We start from the raw sequence: 17,843 nt of genomic DNA, 5'->3' as shown, positions 1-17,843 counted from the left end.
TTATCTCCTTAAAGACTTAAGCTCTTTTTATTGTATGGGCTATTAATGAAATTATAAAAAGAACTACAAAAACCATTGCGAACCATCTTGCTATCGTAAATGAAGCTCCTGCAATATTTCCAAATCCAAATATTCCAGCAACTACGGCTACTATTAAAAATACTACTGCTAAACCCAACCAATTCATTTTATCCATCATTTTTTCTCCTATTATAATATTAAATTAAGACTTTTGCTCTATATAAACTTATTATACACAAGCAATTTCCGTGCCAAAGAAACCCAAAAATCTGTATAACCAATTCAATCAATGGAAATAAAGGTGCCGATACTTTTGCTCGTAGTTGCACACCACTGCCATTTTGGCAGGCAAAAAATATGCCGCTATTCGGGGAAACCCACTTAAAAAAGGAGAATAAGAGATATTATTATTTTGGCAGGACTTATGGCAGGTTGAAAGCTCGACAAAATTTTTAGTTGAATTGCTTCTTTTTCGGAGTTTACCCTGCCCTAAGCGGGGTGGTGAAATTCCAAGCCTGAGAAGTTAACTTATGTTATACTCTTTAATTTTTCGGTATAAGCTTCTTTCGGAAATACCGAGCGCATTTGCCGCTTGTTCACGGTTGTCGTTGTGTTCACGCAAGGCTTTTATTATTTGTTCTTTCTCTAATTCAGTCATAGAAAGAGATTTTTTAGATGAACCTGTCTTTATTCTCAAACTTTCAGGAGTAATTAATTTGTCTTTGGAAACAATTAACGCCTGCTCAATTACGTTTTGAAGTTCCCTCACATTGCCGGGCCAGTCATAATTCAGAAGAACCTTGGATGCTTCACTGCTTAATGATTTGTCTTTTCCTGACTCTCCGGTACTTAAAAAATGCTGGGCTAAAAGTAAAATATCTTCCTTCCGTTCCCTGAGAGGCGGTATGTATATGTTAAATACATTTAAACGATAAAGCAAATCTTTTCTGAATCCTGCGCCTTCAATATCCTTGTTAGTCGCAGAAATTAACCTTACATTAACTTTTATGTTGCTGTTCCCGCCAACTCTCCTGAACTCACCGCTCTCGGTAAACCTCAAAAGTTTTGCCTGGATGGCAGGACTAAGGTCTCCAACTTCATCAAGGAATAACGTCCCGCCGTTAACCATTTCCACCAGGCCATATTTCAAATTGCCCGCCCCTGTAAATGCTCCCTTTTCATATCCAAAAAGCTCACTCTCAAGAAGCGTATCCTGGAAAGCTGCGCAATTGGTAGTTATAAAAGGCTTACCTTTCCGAAGGCTACTCTTGTGAATTGCTTTAGCTATCAACTCTTTTCCTGTTCCGCTTTCCCCCTGTATCAAAACTGCAGAGTCACTCCCGGCAACTTGAGTTACGGAATTCATCACGGCATCTATTGCCTTACTTCTCCATATAATATTAGGAAACGACTGGTATTTATCCAACGCGCTTCTAAGAAGATTGTTCTCATATACGGTATTTACATACTCGGAAGCCCTTTTAATCAAAGATAAGAGCTCATTTAAATCGTAAGGTTTGGTTATATAATCATACGCGCCTAATTTCATTGCATCTATAGCAGTTTTTATCGTACCGTGAGCCGTAAGCATTATGACTTGTATTGAAGAATGGTTTTGCTTTATTAGCGTCAAAATCTCTATGCCGCCTAAGCCCGGTAAAATCATATCAAGAAGAACAATATGATAAGTTTTCTTTTCCAACAGCTTCAAAATTTTATTTCCATCAGGCGCAGTATCAACCAAATAGCCTTCGTCGCTTAAAAGGTTTTGAAGCCTTTCACGTTGATACTTTTCGTCTTCTACCACAAGAACGTTTATTTCCACAATTTACCCCTCTTTAAGATTCTTCTTCTATTGGTAACGTTACGGTAAATATAGCTCCTTTTTTACTGCTGCTAACTTCTATTTTACCGTTATGCGTTTCTATTATACTTTGAACCATACTTAGCCCTAAACCGGTTCCTTTTTCTTTGGTTGTAAAAAATGGCTTAAATAAATTTCCAAGTATTTCCTTTGGAATGCCGGGCCCCGTATCTGATATATATGCTTTTATTTCATTGTCGTTACACAACTCTGTGCCGTAAGTCAAAACTCCCTCGTTAGCCATTGCTTCTATGCCGTTTAACATTATATTCACAAAACAATTAAGAATTTGATGAAAATCAACTTCTACGTACGGAAGATTCGCAGTAAGGTGTTTTTCAAATTTTATACCATGTGTCTCGTAATTACTTAATATGGAATATGCCGTAAGAAGAATTTTGTTTATATCGATTTTTTCTTTCTTATTTCCCTCTAATCTGGCAAGCGAAAGCAAACTTTTTATACTATTGTTCATTAAATTCGTTTGAGTTAATAATCCCTCGGAATAAGAATATACTCTTGAATATGTAGAAGATAAAATTTTCTCTCTTTGCTCTGTGTATTTTTGTTTCATATCAAAGGTTTTATCCTCAAAAATCTTATTCAATTGCTCCGTATATTTTGACCTTATGGCTGAAAATTCTTTACTTATGGTCTTGTACCGTTCATATATTTCATCGGGGGAATATTTTTTTTCAAAGAGCGTATCAAGCTTCCGGATATATTTCAACTTGTCTATTTCTTCAATATTACCCGAAGAAGAAGCGATTAAATTGGTCATCATATTGCCGATTGTATGTGAAATGTCGGCCGTAAGTGCGCCAACGGTCGCCATTCTTTCCACCTGCACAAGCTTTTTGTGAGTCTCTTTCATATTGTTCAAATCATTCATAAGTCCTTCTACTTCTCGCATATCCCTTATCACGCCAACTAACCCTACTGTATTCCCGTCATCATCCGCCATAATCGAACCGCAGAAATTAACGGGGATAAACTCGCCTGTCTTTGTCTTGCAGGTCATATAATGGTCGGCAATATATCTTTTTTTCAGCAGTTCTTCTAACCCTTTTCCATGAAAAAACATTTCAATGTCAATGTTGAGCATTTTATCCACTTGTTTACCAATAAGTTCGTCTTCGCGATAGCCTAAAATATCTTCGGTCGCTTTGTTGACTGTCTGTATTGTGCCTTCGGGAGTTATTACAATCAACATATCTTTCATTGACTTGATAATATTTTCGGTATAATCTTTCAACACGATTGTCGCATTCCTTCTTTCCCTACGTTCTGTTATATCTTGTACGATTCCGAGCATCCGGATTACACGATTGTCTTTGCCTCGTATAACGTTACCGTTTTCAGAAACCCAGCGTACTGAACCGTTGGGCCAAACAATACGATGCTCAATGTCATATTTCTTGTCTCCCTGGATGCAAGCATTTAACAAGTCAACCACATACTTACGGTCTTCAGGATGAACACACTCAATAAAAGCTTCGTAAGTTTTTCGGAATTTACCCGGGGCAAACCCAAATAAAGATTCTATCTTATTAGACCAGTGTAATTCGCCTGTTAAAATGTTCCAATCCCAGCTGGCTATATTTGCAGACCTCTGGGCAAGATCACAATGTGCTTCGCTCCGCATTAACGCAAATTTATCTTCCGTATGTTCCGAAATCTCACCGATTAAACGTGCGGAAGTCCGTAAATTCCGTTTGGCTATATCTGTTATAAGAGGAAGATGCAACTCGTAAGATTGAGAAAGCTTGATAAGCTTATCCACGCTGACATTGTACCTGCTTGCAATTTCGGATAGCTCCCGGACATCTTTTGGAGGGGTGCCGTATCCAACATTTATTGCCCCCACTATTTTGTTCTCGGATTTTACGGGAACGGCATATATGTGAATTCCACCGGAACAGACACCCTCAAAAGGTTTGCCTGTTTCTATGGCAATTTGGGAAGCATTCGTCCAGCAGGACTCGTGACAAAGCCACTTGCCGCATTTCATAGCTTCCATACTGTCATCCGTCTTGCATAACTTGCGGGAAGCTTCATTTAAAAAACGACACCAATCGGAATTAAAGACAGCAAGGGCATACTCTCCGTTTTTTTCATAAATTGCAGCACACGTATCAAATAAATAAAGAGAGTCATATACAATCTCCAGAAGCGTATCCCTGCCTATAGAATGCAGTAAAACCCCGTCAGTATTATATTTTGTTATATCGCTGTCCGTTACTAAAACTTTATCTACAAGTAGTCTATCCCTCTTTTTCATAAGTTGCGCCTGTAGTTAAATCTAATTCGTAAGTGAGCATTTGTCAAGGCTAAGTTTTTGTCTGTTTTTGTTTACGTATCATTTGTAAAGTTATTTTTCAAAATATTCCGATTATATTATCGGGAATGAAAAACGCAGAAAAAACATTGACTTTTCTTGTCAATACTTTACAATGCGGATAGATATATGAACGAAAATTTACATCGTCCATTAACTCTACAAGAGCTAAAAAAGCTTAGCCCTCCGGCACGGAATGTCAACATTGAACACAAAGAAAAGCTTAGTCGTCTTGAAAAATTTGCCATCTGGATTACTAATCGTGTTGGGACAATGAGATTTTTCCTTATTATCTTCTGCTGGACATTAATTTAGTTCAGCTGGAATACCATCGGCCAAAAGACTTGAGATTTGACCCGTTCCCGGCTTTTGTTTTATGGCTTTTTATTTCCAATATGATTCAGATCTTTCTGATGCCTTTAATTATGGTAGGACAAAATCTTCAAGGCCGTCATGCCAGCAAAAGAGCAAAAGCAGACTTCAAAGTAAATACCAAAGCGGAAAGAGAAATAGAAACCATCCTTATGCATCTGGAAAACCAAAACGAACTCATTCTAAAAATATTAGACGATTTGGAAAAAGAAAAAACGAAATAAAGAAGTCCCTATCAGAACAATACCCTTACATCTCCGGTTCTTTTTGTGAATTTGATTTCGTCCAAATATTCTGCTACGGCAACGGTATGTTTTCGCGAAAGGCCAAAAAGTTTTTTTATGTCTCCAATAACCATTGACTTATTTGTTTCTATATGATTTTTTAGAACCTGTTTCCATCCTTCAAAAATATCCATATGAATAAAAAACTCATTTTTTACGTTTACTACCTTCTTCTCCTGCAATAATATATTTATTGTTTCCCTTTCAAATTCTGCTAAAGAACAAGGTCCCGAGCGGGAGAGTTGTTCCACTCTTTCCAATTCTTTTAGCTGAGTATCGCTCAATGTCAGCTTCCATGTTTTAAGTCTTAGTTTATCTTTTACGATTTCAATTTCAGGTAATTCATAAATAAGCGCATCAAAAAATTCCGCTTCCAAACGTAATTTTTTTCTTAATTCATCTTTTAAGATACCCAATTTTATAGCAGCGCTTGACTTGTAAAAACTTTCTAACTCTTGTAGAATGTCATTTTTTATTTTCGCAAAAGTCGATTCGTCAGTTAAATATTTTGAGATTAGTTTAACTTCACCCGAGTTTAACATTGTCTGCAATGTTTTATCAAATTCGTTATTCGGGGAAAACAAAGTTTTTTTCAGGTCTTCCATTTTCCAGTTTTTGTTTTTTATTTCTTCCAGTATTATTTCTTTCATATTATGGTTTTCCCTGATTTCAAGCAGTTTCACGACGTCACTGTCTTTTCTTTTATGCCTAACCGGGACAGGATTTAAAACCATTCCCCCGCCTATCAAGTATTCGGGAGAGTAATTTCTTATTATAACTTTATTTTTAAACCAGGTTACGGTTTCTCTTTCCAGTAGTATCTGGCAATATTTACCATCCCCGAGTAAAGCCACTCTCCCCAGAATTTCATCCGTAAGAATATGAACTTTTACCCGCATCCATTCTTTCAAGACTATTTTTGACTTTGGTTGTATTTTTACGTCAATTATTTTTGTAGGCAGGAAAGCATTCTCGTACGATATTATATCCCCTATGTTAATGTCTTCCGTTTTTATGTTAGCGGGATTTAATCCTACTCTATGTCCTGTATCCACTTCATTTTTCAAGTCATTATGAACCTGTATTTGTTTTACTTTTGAGACTAAGTTTCGCGGGTAGATAGAAATTTTATCACCAAGTTTTAATGTTCCGTTAATCAAAGTTCCGGTAGCAACTGCACCGACACCTTTAAGTGAAAATATCCTGTCAACGGGCAAAACAGGAATTCCGGTAACGTCTTTGGGGGGCATAGCAGAGATAGTTTTATCCAGTAATTGTTTTAGCTCGTCCAATCCCTGTCCGGTTTTAGAAGACACTTTAACGATTTCGCTATTTTCGTAAATGGTATTTTCAAATAAGGTCTGAACTTCAAAGATAGTTTCTTCTATCCTATTTTCGCTTGTTATGTCAACTTTAGTTAGGACTACTATTATTTTTTTAATTTCCGCAATACTAAGTATTTGGAAATGTTCTTCGGTCTGTGGCATAACGCCTTCATCCGCGGACACGACAAGCAAAGCGACATCTATTCCATAGACGCCGGTAATCATATTCTTCAGGAACTTTTCGTGTCCCGGAACGTCAACGATTCCAACCCTGCCGGAGACTGGCAAGTCCAGAAAAGCGAACCCCAGCACAATAGTCATTCCCCTGTCTTTTTCTTCGGGGAGTCTATCGGTATCAATACCGGTAAGGGCTTTTATAAGTTCTGTTTTGCCGTGGTCAACGTGTCCTGCAGTTCCGATAACTAAAGCCATTTTTTTGTTTCCCTGAGAATTAAATTAATATCTTCTTCGAAGATTGTTCTCAAGTCCAGCCAGACTTTATTATCCGTTATTCGTGAAATAACAGAGGGTTCGCATCTCCTTAAATTTTTACTTATAGCATTGGGAGATTCTTTTGTTGAAGTTATGGTTATGGCGATGCTTGGAATTTTCACACCGGGATAAGCGCCTCCGCCTATTTCGGATTCGGAATTTTCTATTTTAAGTTGATATTTCTTATCCAGTGTTTTTAATAATCCATTATGCAATTTTTTTGCGCGTAACTTCAAGGAACTTACCGGCTCTTTAATCATAGACAAAATAGGAATTTTAGAAACAGGGTCTTCGTCATACAAATAAGTTCTTAAAATAGATTCCAGACAAGACAGGGTAAGTTTTCCCACTCTTAATGCTCTAAATAATGGGTTCTTTTTAAGTTTTTCTACATAAATTTTCTTACCAACAATAACTCCGCACTGAGAGCCACCCAACAATTTATCCCCGCTAAAACTAACAATATCCACACCCGTATTTATTATTTCCTGAACGGTTGGCTCGTATGGTAAATCAAACTTAGTGAAATCGACAAACAACCCGCTGCCCACATCTTCAACAACTATGACATTGTTTTTATTTCCAAGCGTTACGAGTTCTTTTAATGAAGGATTATGGGCAAAGCCTAATATCTTGTAATTAGAAGTATGCGCTTTAAAAAGTAACGCAGTTTTTTTTGTGATTTTATTTTCAAAGTCTTCAATGTAAGTTCGGTTTGTCGTTCCGACTTCCACAAGTTTACAATCACTTTTTTTCAATATATCGGGCAGTCTGAAAGACCCGCCTATTTCTATTAATTCTCCTCTTGAAACGATAACTTCTTTATGTTTTGCAAAAGTATCAAGAATTAGAAGCACGGCAGCGGCATTATTATTGACAATGATTGCGTCTTCTGCGCCCGTAATATCTTTTAAAAGTTTCTCTATGGAGGAATGCCTGTCTCCCCTCTCCCCTGTTTCAATATCAAATTCCAGATTAGAATACCCTCCTCCCGTTTCAATAAGATTTTTCAAAACCGAAACCTGGACCGGGGCTCTACCGAGATTAGTGTTCAAGATAACGCCTGTAGCATTAATAACTTTTCTTAAGTTATTGGATTTAACTTTTTCCAATTCGACAAGAGTTTCTTTGATGATAACTTTTTCTATATCTATGTCGGTTTTCATATTGTGATTTATTATATCTTCCCGTATTTTATTTGTGGTAGAGCGCAGAGTCTGGATAACCAATTTATCCGGGTATTTTTTGAAGCAGGCATTTTTTACCATTTTATCAATGCCGGGAATTTCTCTAAGTAAATTTTTCATAATCTCAAATATACACCTGAAATTACTTGTAATGTCAAGATAAAGTTTGAGAAAAAAAGGACAGAGTTTAAAGCAGAGAGTTTAAAATAGACAGTAGCAAACTTTTACAAAATAAAACTTGATTTTTAGTAAAATGTATTTAGATTGGGTATCGTAATATTAAATTATGGATGTTTCACAGGCAATAAAAGAAAGAAGAAGTGTTAGGGCATACAACTCAAAAGAAATACCCGAAGAGGCGTTAAATAAATTATTAGAATCGGCTCGTCTTGCTCCTTCTGCATCAAACAGACAACAATGGAAGTTTATAGTTGTCCGCGACAAAGACACAAGAAAAGCTCTTTCCAATGCGGCATCCAATCAAAAATTCATTGCGGATGCTCCGGTTGTTATTGCAGCCGTCAGCACTAATCCCGAACGAATTATGAGTTGTGCTGTACCTGCTTATGCCGTAGACCTTGCAATAGCCGTTGACCATATTACATTACAGGCAACTGCATTAGGATTGGGCAGTTGTTGGATAGGCGCATTTTCGCAGGAAGAAGTAAAAAAAATACTGAACGTTCCCGATGAATATAAAGTTGTAAGTTTGTTACCTGTGGGGTATCCATCGGATTCGCCCGTTCCAAAGAGTCGCAAATTATTAAACGAAATAATAAGTTATGAGACTTTTTTTAAAAATAACCCAGCATAGCTGGATAAGTTGGTCTAATGCGACTGCGTCGCAAAGTCCAACTAATAAGTTATGAAACTTTTCCGAAAAATGGATAAGTTAGACTAATGCTTCCGCTTGAAGCGGATCGCAAAGTCTAACTAAAAAAAGGAGTTAAAATGCTTAAGAAGACTGCATTTTTCAATAAACATGTGGAAGCAGGTGGCAAAATTGTACCATTTGCAGGTTTTGAGATGCCAATTCAATACAAAGGAATAACTCAGGAAGTTAACCGAGTTAGGACGACGGTTGGCGTATTTGACGTAGCGCATATGGGAAGAGTTGAAATCAGCGGAGAAAAAGCATTAGATTTTATTAACGAGATTTCAACGAATGATGCAAGCAAGCTTGAACTTTTCCAGGCGCAATATTCTGCTATGTGTTATCCGGACGGTGGAATAGTAGACGATATATTAGTCTATAAATTAGAAGGCAAGTGGTGGATAGTAATAAATGCGGCAAACAAAGATAAAGACATAAAATGGATGTTAGAACATAAACCTGCAGATGTAAAGTTTGTAGATTTAAGCGATGAAATAACACAGCTTGCAATCCAGGGACCTAAGACAGAAGAAGTTCTTCAACCTCTTTCGAACATTGATTTGAGTAAAATCGGATATTACAGAAGCGCTCACGGAACAATAGCAGGGATACCGACATTTATTGCCCGCACAGGTTATACCGGGGAAGATGGTTTTGAGCTTTATTTTCCTGCAAATTTTGGGACAAAAATGTGGGATGAGCTTATGAAAGCCGGGAAAAAATTCGAAATTGAACCTATAGGTTTGGGCGCCAGAGACTTATTAAGGCTGGAAATGAAATATACTCTTTACGGGAATGATATAAGCCAGCACACCAATCCTCTTGAAGCGGGACTTGGTTGGATAACCAAGCTTGATAAGCCTAAGTTTGTAGGGAAAGAGGTACTTCTTGAGAAAAAGTCAAAAGGGTTAACCCAAAAACTAATAGCATTTACAATGACAGGGATTGCAATTCCGAGGCAACATTACAAAATAAGAACGCCAAACGGTGAAGAAATAGGGGAAGTAACCAGCGGCAATTTTTCACCTTCAATAAAGAAAGGAATCGGGCTCGGGTATATAAAACTGAATTATACTAATCCGGGGACTAAAATAGAGGTAGATTGTAGAGGGAAATTTGAGCCGGCAGAGGTTGTTGCTCCGCCATTTTACAAGAATGCGAGTCATAAATAAAACAACTATAAGGCAGTAAAGTAGTAAAAGTAGTAAAAATTTATTGACAATAGGTAATTAATTAGGATAATACTGATTATTATTAAGCGATATTTTTTGTTAAGGAGGTAAAATGGTAAGAGTAATTTTGTTACTGGGTGTCTTAATGGGCCCCGAGTTATTATTTGCAAGAGGTGCAATGAGAGAAGTTATTCAGGATAAGGGTGAGCGCACATTATACGTTCAGGATTTAAAATACGGCATTCCCAAGAAACGTTGGGAAGCGGCAGAAATACTTGGTGACGCGGGAGATTGTTTTGCAGTCCCCCATTTGATAACCGCATTGAAAGACGAAGTAGAAAAAGTTCGTGAAAACGTTTCGGAAGCGCTTGGAAAACTGGGAGACAGAAAAGCAGTAGCGCCGCTTAGAGAAAGATTAAAAGACCCTTATCCTTCTGTGCGTTACGCAGCAGGAGAAGCGCTTGCAAGGTTACACGATAGGAGCGGCGTTTCAATTATAGTACAAGCAATAAGAGATTCGACGGTTACTTTTCAAAGAAGATCAAGAATAGCCGAAGCACTTGCAATATTAGACGAAAAGCAAGCAATTCCTTCTCTTATAGCCGTGCTTGATGACCAGGCATCTCCAAAATTAAGAGAAGAAACTATTTATGCACTGGGTAGCCTCAAGGCAAAAGCAGCCGTAGAACCTATGACAAAAAGATTAAAACCGGAAATAGAAGATGACCCAAAGTGTCGTGTAGCATTAACACAAGCATTAATGGAAATAGCAGATAAACCGGGAGCAATGCCAACACTGGTAAGAGCACTAAAAGATCCTGATGCTGCAGTCAGAAAAGGCGCTTCAGATGCACTTGGCACGCTTGTAGGCAATGATAGAGGAACGATACCCATACTTATTGAGCTGTTAGAGCCTGACGACACGCGTGAATATGCAACTATGACATTAGATTCTTTCCTTAACAGGAATGACGAAATTGATTTATTAGCAAAAGTAGTAGGAGCTATAGGAGATTCGAAAAAACCGGCTCGCTTGTATGCAATACAAAGGATAGAAAAAACAAAAGATGGAAGAGGCGTAAGATGTCTTGTAGAAGTTCTTGAAGACCCGGACTCAACTATCAGGGCAAGATCATCGGTCGCGTTAGGGGTAATAAAAGACGTTTCTGCTGTTCCGGCTCTTATAGAATTTGTTGATGACACAAGTCTATTGGTATCAAAAGCTATGGTAGTAGCCCTTGGCAACATTGGGGATCCTTTATGCGATACAACTTTATTTCGCATAGTAAAAAACAAAAATAAAGACTGGGGATTACGAACATTAGCAGCTGTATCTCTGGGACAATTACCATTTAGAACAGTGTTTGACCCATTATTAAAAGGTTTGCGTGATGCAGATAATGATCTTCGTTACCTTGCTGCAGTTTCTTTTGGTGAACTCGGAAGGAGAGAAGCCCTGACATCTCTAGATTATACAGCTCAACACGACATAGACTTAAAAACAAGAGAAGCGGCAAGACTTGCTGCAAGTAAAATCAGGGAAAAACCCGGCAATAGGTCATATTAGTTTTAGTTTATGAAATTAAAGACCTATCAAAAGATAGAGGGCATAAAATCTCCAATTATGCTTGCTGCTTGGCCTGGGGTAGGCAATGTTGGGATTAGGGCAGTAGATTATCTCCGGAGGAAACTAAAATTAGAACCTTTAGCCGAGATAGAAGCTCCGGAATTTACGATTCCTGAAGCTGTTATAGTAGATAAAGGACAGGTTCAATTGCCTCTTATGCCACGAAATATGTTTTATTACAAAAAAAGCACTTCTTTTAACCTTATTGTTTTTGAAGGCGAAGTTCAATTAAGACCTAAACCAACTCTATTATTAATAGATTCCATTCTAAAATTTGCAAAGGATTTAGGGGTAAAAACTATTTTTACTGCAGCTGCATTCCCGGTGCCGATGAGGCTTGAAGAACCTCCAAAAGTTTACAGCGCAGGAACTACAAAAAAATTAAGAGACCTTATGTTAAATGAGTACCATTTAAAACCTCTGGATATGGGAGAAATAGTAGGAGCAAATGGACTATTGGTAGGACAATCGGAACAATACGACATTCCTGCTGCTTGTTTATTATCTACCATACCTGCTTATGCCATAGGATTTCCAAATCCTCAGGCTTCAAGAGCAATAGTAAAGGTTTTTGAGCAGATATTGAAAATAAAAGTAAATCTGAGCGAAATAGACTTACAAATTCAAGAACTCGTAAAGGATTTATCGGAAATCAGAAAACATATTAAGGAACAATTCTATGATATAGGACAGGAAGAAACGATAAATGACAAAGAAGAAGAGGTCATTCCTTTTGTTGTCCGGAAAAAAATCGAGCAATTATTCTACGAAGCCAAAAATGACAAAAAGAAAGCATATATGTTAAAAGAAGAACTGGATAAATGGAATTTATTTAATCTTTACGAAGACAGATTTCTTGATTTATTTAAAACAAAATAAGTTATTGATATTATTTAAACCTTTAATATTAGCAAGCAAGACGCTTGCATTACAATCTATTACCAAGGAGGTAAGATGAAGAAATTGGGCTTTATAATAGGTGCGATTTTTATATGTTCGTACCTATCGGCTGTGCCAGCTCCAACAGGAGTCAGCGGACTAAACAAAGTACTTTCTGCTTCACCCGAACATATGGGCAGGCTTTATTTTATATGGGGTGGAAAAGCAAGTCAAGACAGGAGTGACGATAGCATATCGCTAACATCTATAGGAAAAATTCCTTTTTCCGTGCCTACTGCTTATGATACATCATATGCTGCACAAAGAGGAAATTGTGTTATGGTTGATATTCCTTTTGCATTAGGATTTTCTATAACTAATTGTCTTGAAGTAAATATTAATTCGGCTTTTCTTGCAGATGCAATGGAAGATAGTGTTACTGCCCTTGCAAATGCAACAGGTTCAGGGTGCGTAAGTTATGGATTTAGTGATACCGAATTAGGAGTAAAATTTACACCCACTCAACTTCCACAACTTTTTCCTACAGAACTTGCAAAAAAATTTAATGTAGGGCTTTATCCCTTACTGTCATTTCCCACAGGAGCAAAAAAAACAGCCATTCCGAAAACATGCGGGCTGGATACGGTATTTGGCTATCCCTGCAGAAAAAGTGACGGGGGTATTCATAGATTTTTTACTAACGATGGCGTATCTTATGGAGGGAAATTATTAATAAGCGGAGTACTAGTTGCTGACCCTGCTCTTATCGCCCATCTTAATCTTGGGTATATGAAATATCCTTACGGAGACAGCAAATACACATACGGTTTTGGCGTAGAAGGACAATATCAATTCTTCTCTCCATTTATTGAATTATATGGCGAACATAGACTGGTACCTGAGGATGAAAATGAGTTAGATGATGGCGGGATTTATATTACACCCGGATTAAGATTTGAAACACTTGCAAACAGCTGGATTACTATTGCGGTAGACTTCAAAATTTCAGGTTATGACGACGCTAGCTGGGATTTTTCAAACAATTTACCCGATAATAAAGAAAGATACGAACTAAATGGGTTTGGCGGGACTCCTCCATGGAGAGCTAATTTGATTTTCTCCCATGGATTCAATTATATGAAACCACCAGCACCCCTTTCTACCGGAATACTTGCCGGTAAAGTCATGGACAAAGAAGACGAGAAAGGAGTAAAAGCGGTTATTTCTTTCCCCACTTTCGATACTACAATAACTACAAATGAAGATGGCAGCTATGCAATTACCTTCTCTGCAGGCAAAACTATCGTAAGCGCATCTCCTATTGAAAAAGGCAAATACAAATCATCGGAAGAACAGACTGTTTTAATAACCGCAGGAGAAAAACAGATTTTGAATTTTAGATTGGAGAGAAAACCTATAGAAAAACCTGCTATTCTTACGGGAAAAATTACAGACAGAGTTTCTCGTATGCTTTGCATTGCAAATATATCTTTCCCTGAAACCCAGATTTCGCCAGTAATAAGCGATACTTCAGGTATATACAGAGTAGAGATATCCGCAGGCACTTATGTTCTGAAAGCAGAAAAGAGCGGTTATATACCATGGACACAACCGGTAACCTGTAAAGCAGGCGAAACCACCATATTGAACATAGAGCTTTCCCCGGCCGCACAGATGGCAACTATTGCCGGTAAAGTATTGGATTACGCTTCTCGTGCAGGCATAGGAAATGCTAAAATTAGTTTCCCTACAACACAATTGCCTGATGTGATAACAGATGCTGCAACCGGAACTTATAAAGCACAGATTCCTGCAGGAACTTATACCGTAAAAATAGAAGCAGATAAATACGTTCCTGAGGGTGTAGTAATCGTATGCGAACCAAACGCCACCCTGTTAAAAGATTTTGAATTGTTCAAAAAAGAAGAAAAGATAGTGCTTCACGGAATTAATTTCAAAGTTAACAGCGCTGAAATTAAACCTGAATCATACCCAATGCTTAATAATGCCGCAGAATTACTTAAGAAGCATCCGGATGTGAGAGTAGAAATCTCCGGACATGCAAGCGCAGAAGGGAATGCTTCCCGTAATTTAACGCTATCTCAATTACGAGCTGAGTCCGTAAGAAACTATCTTGTAACTGCCGGAATTTCATCAGATAAGCTTACTGCAAGAGGTTATGGGATAACTCAACCAATCGCAGATAATGGCACTGAACCGGGCAGACAACAGAACAGAAGAATAGAATTTAGAATACTATCGCAATAAAGAAGCAAACAAAAAAAGCCCTTCAGGTTTTCCTGAAGGGCTTTTTTTGTTTGAAAAAATGTTTGCAAATTAAAGAGAATAAAGAAAAACATATTACCTAACGACGTATATTAAATTATTTGACACTTGACGAAAAAGAAATTTATGTTAATTATAGTTAATAGATATTATTAACATAAATTTTTAAAGGAGGAAAAATGTTATTGCTTTTACTGTTGTTAAACACGTCTCATACTTTAGGGATTGGTGCAGGAATTTATCCTAATGGAACGCTTAGTATCAAGTTTTGCTCTGCTCCAACGACAGTTTTTCAACTTACGGCAGGTTTTGGTGGTTTGGGGGGGTATTATGGTGATATGGCATTAGGCGGCAGAGCGCTTTTTGGGATGAGCAGTGGGGGAAATTCAGTTCAATATACTCATTTTTTAGGCGTAGGAGCAGGTATTCATACCTGGAATAATTCCTCGTATCACGGGATATATCACGAATCAGGAGCCTGGATTTTGGGAGAAGGATTTTACGAGTGTGAACTTTTTTTTAGCCCTGAAGTTCCTCTTTCCGTTGAGATAGGAATAGGCTTAGACCTCGTATTAGCTAACGGATTTGGGTTAGGCTGGGGGCCCTTATTAGGAATACATTACTATTTAAAGTAATTTTTATTCCATAAAGAATTGCTTTAAGAGATATTCTTTCAACATATAAGTTTCCATTTACGTATCTATAATACAAGTAAAGATAAATCGTTTATAGTAAAAAATAATACCTCTCCCGACAACTAAAAGCTTACAAGTTAAAGTTTGACAATTCTCAATTTTGTTAAAACATTCTAACCAATGAATCTTTTTACTATTTTCATTACCTCTTTATTTATAGGGTTATCGGGTGCCGTTATGCCGGGACCTTTATTATCCTTAAATATATACAATACAATTCAAAAAGGTATTAAGGGCGGATTAATAATAATTATAGGGCACAGTATAGTAGAAGCCATTATAGTAATACTTCTGCTTTCAGGGGTAAAACAATTATTTCTGCGGGAAGGTGTCCAGGGAATTATCGCTATAACCGGTGGATTTGTTTTAGTATGGATGGGAATTAATATGTTGAAATCCGTTAAAAAAATAAATATTCAATTTATAAATCCGGCAGAGAATTCATATTCATCAAAACAAAACTCCGGTATTTTCCAGGGAATTCTTGCAACTCTTTCAAACCCATACTGGTATATCTGGTGGGCAACAGTGGGATTAAATTATATACTCCTATCAAAAAAAACCGGTATTTATGGACCTTTTGCTTTCTATTTCGGACATATATCGTCAGATTTCTTGTGGTATGGAGTTATTGCCGTATTAACTGCAAAAGGGATACAAAAAATAAAGCCCTCAATTTATGGATCTATTGTCCTTATATTAGGTGTTTTTTTAATTTTTATGGGCATCAATTTTATTATCTTCGGGGGAAATAAATTAACTAGTTAGTATGTTATGTTCAAAAAAGAAGAAAAGAGAGTGCTCAATTATTTTTTGGGGAAAAGTACAGCGATTGCTTCTATTGATTCTTTCTTAAGTTGTTTAAGCATGGGTTCAAGCATATCTATTTTTAAGTTTAATATTTCCCATGCTTTTTCATTTAATATGGGAACTTTATAATCAAGTTCCAGTGAATGGCTTAAGACATTTGCGGTATGGACTATGGAAACTTCCGTTAAGCTATCAATTGCTTTATCCGGAATATGATGAAGTCTAACACAATCAATAATTCTCGGGGACAAATTCCAGTGTACTCCAAGCATTTTACCAACATCCGTATGTGAATATTTTAAAACTTCTTCTTCGGCATCTTTCATAGATATTTCTTTACTATTAATAACATTTATAATTTTTTTGAAATCTTCAGGCATATATTGTATTTCTACGATTTTCCCAATATCGTGTAATAATCCGCTTACGAACATTTCTTCGGGATTTTTATATCTAATGCTTTGTGCTATTATTTTACTTGCAACAGCACAGGTTATAGAATGTTTCCAGAAACCTCTTACGGTAAGTTTTAAGGATTCCTCAAAAGTATGAAACAGGTCAAATATTGACACGGAAAGGACAAGATTTTTAGTTGCATTAAAACCTAATAAAGCAACAGCAAAAGTTATAGAAGTAACTTTTTCCGGGGATGCTTTATAAAAAGGTGAGTTTGCCACTCTCAAAAGCTTCGCAACAAGTGTTTCATCCCTTGAGATAACGCTTGCTAAATTTGCAGCCGACGTTTTGGGATCATTTATCATATCACTTACCCTGTCATATATTTCGGGAAGAGTAGAAAGGCTATTCATCTTCTTTATTTTATACCAGAGCGTATCTTTATCCATTCCCATGTTTCTTTTCCTCTAACAAACTTTCTACTTTTATCGCTTTAACTATTTTTTTTATTTCCATCATTATATTATTATCTTTAGGGATAGAAGAGAATTTTGTTTCTATTTCTGCCTCTATTTTATCAAGTTCTTCTTTCTCCAATTGATCGGAAACCACTTTATCTTTGTCTTCCGAAGATTCTATTCCTTCTACATCAACTTCCTTTATTTTCCATGATTCGAGAATTAATAATTCTCTCTCTGTAAGTTTTTTGCCTTCTTTCAATAAAAGCGCTCCCATGTGACTATATACCGGTTTAGCCAATACCATCCCGGGTTCTATTTTATCTAATTCAATAAGTCCCATATATGTCAAAACTCACAGGATACCCAGCATAGCTGGTAATCAGTGATGCGCCAAAATTTCTTCTATTCTTTCTACCAATCTTGATAAACTAAATGGTTTTGGTATATAGCCATCTGCGCCTGCTTTTATAGCAGATTCTATATCTTCTCTTTTCCCTTTTGCCGTTACCATCATAACAGGAATGGATAATAAATCGGGATCTGTTTTCAAGTGCTTACAAGCCGTAATTCCATCCATATCGGGGAGCATAATATCCAGAAGTATAATATCAGGTTTTTCTTCTTTCAATATTTTAAACATTTGTGCGCAATTTTCGGCAATTCTCACGGAATACTCGCCATAAGTTAAATAAAAAGTAACCGTTTCTATTAAATCCTTATCGTCATCCACAATTAAAACTTTTTTCATAGTACGCCTCCT

Annotated in this window: 17 protein-coding genes; 9 read left to right on the top strand and 8 right to left on the bottom strand. The window is 36.9% G+C overall.

The window, feature by feature from the left end; genetic code table 11:
* Positions 1–16: 16 nt before the first annotated feature.
* From WC614_10345 to WC614_10335, 3 genes are all read right to left on the bottom strand, one after another.
* Entirely contained in the window at positions 17–196 is a 180-nt protein-coding gene (locus WC614_10345; protein ID MFA5033407.1) for a DUF1328 domain-containing protein, read from the bottom strand.
* A 348-nt stretch (positions 197–544) separates the two neighbouring features.
* Complete coding sequence (locus WC614_10340) at positions 545–1,846, bottom strand: sigma-54 dependent transcriptional regulator (GenBank protein MFA5033406.1); 1,302 nt, start codon at positions 1,844–1,846, stop codon at positions 545–547.
* A gap of 13 nt (positions 1,847–1,859) precedes the next feature.
* A complete protein-coding gene (locus WC614_10335; protein MFA5033405.1) occupies positions 1,860–4,166 on the bottom strand; it encodes a PAS domain-containing protein in 2,307 nt (768 codons plus the stop codon).
* A gap of 186 nt (positions 4,167–4,352) precedes the next feature.
* Here WC614_10335 and WC614_10330 point away from each other — a divergent pair, with 186 nt between their 5' ends.
* On the top strand, positions 4,353–4,538 hold the full coding sequence (locus WC614_10330) for a hypothetical protein (GenBank protein ID MFA5033404.1): 186 nt from the start codon (positions 4,353–4,355) through the stop codon (positions 4,536–4,538).
* Between the two features lie 80 nt (positions 4,539–4,618).
* Positions 4,619–4,819, top strand: coding sequence for a DUF1003 domain-containing protein (locus WC614_10325; protein MFA5033403.1), 201 nt, complete (start codon positions 4,619–4,621; stop codon positions 4,817–4,819).
* Positions 4,820–4,830: 11 nt separating this feature from the next.
* On the opposite strand, the gene selB is transcribed toward WC614_10325, so the two are convergent.
* Both selB and selA read right to left on the bottom strand, forming a co-directional pair.
* Positions 4,831–6,636 (bottom strand): selenocysteine-specific translation elongation factor, encoded by a 1,806-nt coding sequence (selB, locus tag WC614_10320; GenBank protein MFA5033402.1) that lies wholly within the window; start codon positions 6,634–6,636, stop codon positions 4,831–4,833.
* Entirely contained in the window at positions 6,627–8,003 is a 1,377-nt protein-coding gene (selA, locus tag WC614_10315; GenBank protein MFA5033401.1) for an L-seryl-tRNA(Sec) selenium transferase, read from the bottom strand. Before selA ends, selB begins: the two co-directional genes overlap by 10 nt.
* Before the next feature lie 166 nt (positions 8,004–8,169).
* Here selA and WC614_10310 point away from each other — a divergent pair, with 166 nt between their 5' ends.
* The 7 genes from WC614_10310 to WC614_10280 all read left to right on the top strand — a co-directional run bounded on the left by WC614_10310 (position 8,170) and on the right by WC614_10280 (position 16,184).
* A complete protein-coding gene (locus tag WC614_10310) occupies positions 8,170–8,697 on the top strand; it encodes a nitroreductase family protein (GenBank protein ID MFA5033400.1) in 528 nt (175 codons plus the stop codon).
* Positions 8,698–8,834: 137 nt separating this feature from the next.
* Positions 8,835–9,929 carry a glycine cleavage system aminomethyltransferase GcvT gene (gene gcvT / locus WC614_10305; protein ID MFA5033399.1) on the top strand — a complete coding sequence of 365 codons (1,095 nt, stop codon included), beginning with the start codon at positions 8,835–8,837 and terminating at the stop codon, positions 9,927–9,929.
* A 112-nt stretch (positions 9,930–10,041) separates the two neighbouring features.
* Positions 10,042–11,496, top strand: a complete 1,455-nt coding sequence (locus tag WC614_10300; protein MFA5033398.1) for a HEAT repeat domain-containing protein — start codon at positions 10,042–10,044, stop codon at positions 11,494–11,496.
* A 9-nt stretch (positions 11,497–11,505) separates the two neighbouring features.
* A complete protein-coding gene (locus WC614_10295) occupies positions 11,506–12,435 on the top strand; it encodes a PAC2 family protein (protein ID MFA5033397.1) in 930 nt (309 codons plus the stop codon).
* A 75-nt stretch (positions 12,436–12,510) separates the two neighbouring features.
* Positions 12,511–14,703, top strand: a complete 2,193-nt coding sequence (locus tag WC614_10290) for a carboxypeptidase regulatory-like domain-containing protein (GenBank protein ID MFA5033396.1) — start codon at positions 12,511–12,513, stop codon at positions 14,701–14,703.
* Positions 14,704–14,900: 197 nt separating this feature from the next.
* Entirely contained in the window at positions 14,901–15,356 is a 456-nt protein-coding gene (locus tag WC614_10285) for a hypothetical protein (GenBank protein MFA5033395.1), read from the top strand.
* A gap of 180 nt (positions 15,357–15,536) precedes the next feature.
* Positions 15,537–16,184 (top strand): LysE family transporter, encoded by a 648-nt coding sequence (locus WC614_10280; protein ID MFA5033394.1) that lies wholly within the window; start codon positions 15,537–15,539, stop codon positions 16,182–16,184.
* Positions 16,185–16,222: 38 nt separating this feature from the next.
* On the opposite strand, the gene WC614_10275 is transcribed toward WC614_10280, so the two are convergent.
* Genes WC614_10275 through WC614_10265 form a run of 3 tightly spaced genes read right to left on the bottom strand, consistent with a single transcriptional unit; the run spans position 16,223 to position 17,831 of the window.
* Positions 16,223–17,077: an HDOD domain-containing protein gene (locus WC614_10275; GenBank protein MFA5033393.1), complete on the bottom strand. Its 855-nt coding sequence runs from the start codon at positions 17,075–17,077 to the stop codon at positions 16,223–16,225.
* Positions 17,064–17,423, bottom strand: coding sequence for a hypothetical protein (locus WC614_10270; GenBank protein MFA5033392.1), 360 nt, complete (start codon positions 17,421–17,423; stop codon positions 17,064–17,066). The genes WC614_10275 and WC614_10270 overlap by 14 nt, the downstream gene beginning before the upstream one ends.
* Before the next feature lie 39 nt (positions 17,424–17,462).
* Complete coding sequence (locus WC614_10265) at positions 17,463–17,831, bottom strand: response regulator (protein ID MFA5033391.1); 369 nt, start codon at positions 17,829–17,831, stop codon at positions 17,463–17,465.
* Positions 17,832–17,843 lie beyond the last annotated feature (12 nt).

The organism is bacterium (genome assembly GCA_041649255.1).
Classification (GTDB): domain Bacteria; phylum Hydrothermota; class UBA3073; order JACQXS01; family JAQTXJ01; genus JAQTXJ01.
The sequence above is the reverse complement of the archived record's forward strand: the minus strand, read 5'-3'. Positions and strand labels throughout refer to the sequence as shown.

Coding starts and splice junctions, on each gene's coding strand:
- WC614_10345 (MFA5033407.1), bottom strand. CDS start 196: ATGGATAAAATGAATTGGTTGGGTTTAGCAGTAGTATTTTTAATAGTA.
- WC614_10335 (MFA5033405.1), bottom strand. CDS start 4,166: ATGAAAAAGAGGGATAGACTACTTGTAGATAAAGTTTTAGTAACGGAC.
- WC614_10330 (MFA5033404.1), top strand. CDS start 4,353: ATGAACGAAAATTTACATCGTCCATTAACTCTACAAGAGCTAAAAAAG.
- WC614_10325 (MFA5033403.1), top strand. CDS start 4,619: ATGATTCAGATCTTTCTGATGCCTTTAATTATGGTAGGACAAAATCTT.
- selB (MFA5033402.1), bottom strand. CDS start 6,636: ATGGCTTTAGTTATCGGAACTGCAGGACACGTTGACCACGGCAAAACA.
- selA (MFA5033401.1), bottom strand. CDS start 8,003: ATGAAAAATTTACTTAGAGAAATTCCCGGCATTGATAAAATGGTAAAA.
- WC614_10310 (MFA5033400.1), top strand. CDS start 8,170: ATGGATGTTTCACAGGCAATAAAAGAAAGAAGAAGTGTTAGGGCATAC.
- gcvT (MFA5033399.1), top strand. CDS start 8,835: ATGCTTAAGAAGACTGCATTTTTCAATAAACATGTGGAAGCAGGTGGC.
- WC614_10300 (MFA5033398.1), top strand. CDS start 10,042: ATGGTAAGAGTAATTTTGTTACTGGGTGTCTTAATGGGCCCCGAGTTA.
- WC614_10295 (MFA5033397.1), top strand. CDS start 11,506: ATGAAATTAAAGACCTATCAAAAGATAGAGGGCATAAAATCTCCAATT.
- WC614_10290 (MFA5033396.1), top strand. CDS start 12,511: ATGAAGAAATTGGGCTTTATAATAGGTGCGATTTTTATATGTTCGTAC.
- WC614_10285 (MFA5033395.1), top strand. CDS start 14,901: ATGTTATTGCTTTTACTGTTGTTAAACACGTCTCATACTTTAGGGATT.
- WC614_10280 (MFA5033394.1), top strand. CDS start 15,537: ATGAATCTTTTTACTATTTTCATTACCTCTTTATTTATAGGGTTATCG.
- WC614_10275 (MFA5033393.1), bottom strand. CDS start 17,077: ATGGGAATGGATAAAGATACGCTCTGGTATAAAATAAAGAAGATGAAT.
- WC614_10270 (MFA5033392.1), bottom strand. CDS start 17,423: ATGGGACTTATTGAATTAGATAAAATAGAACCCGGGATGGTATTGGCT.
- WC614_10265 (MFA5033391.1), bottom strand. CDS start 17,831: ATGAAAAAAGTTTTAATTGTGGATGACGATAAGGATTTAATAGAAACG.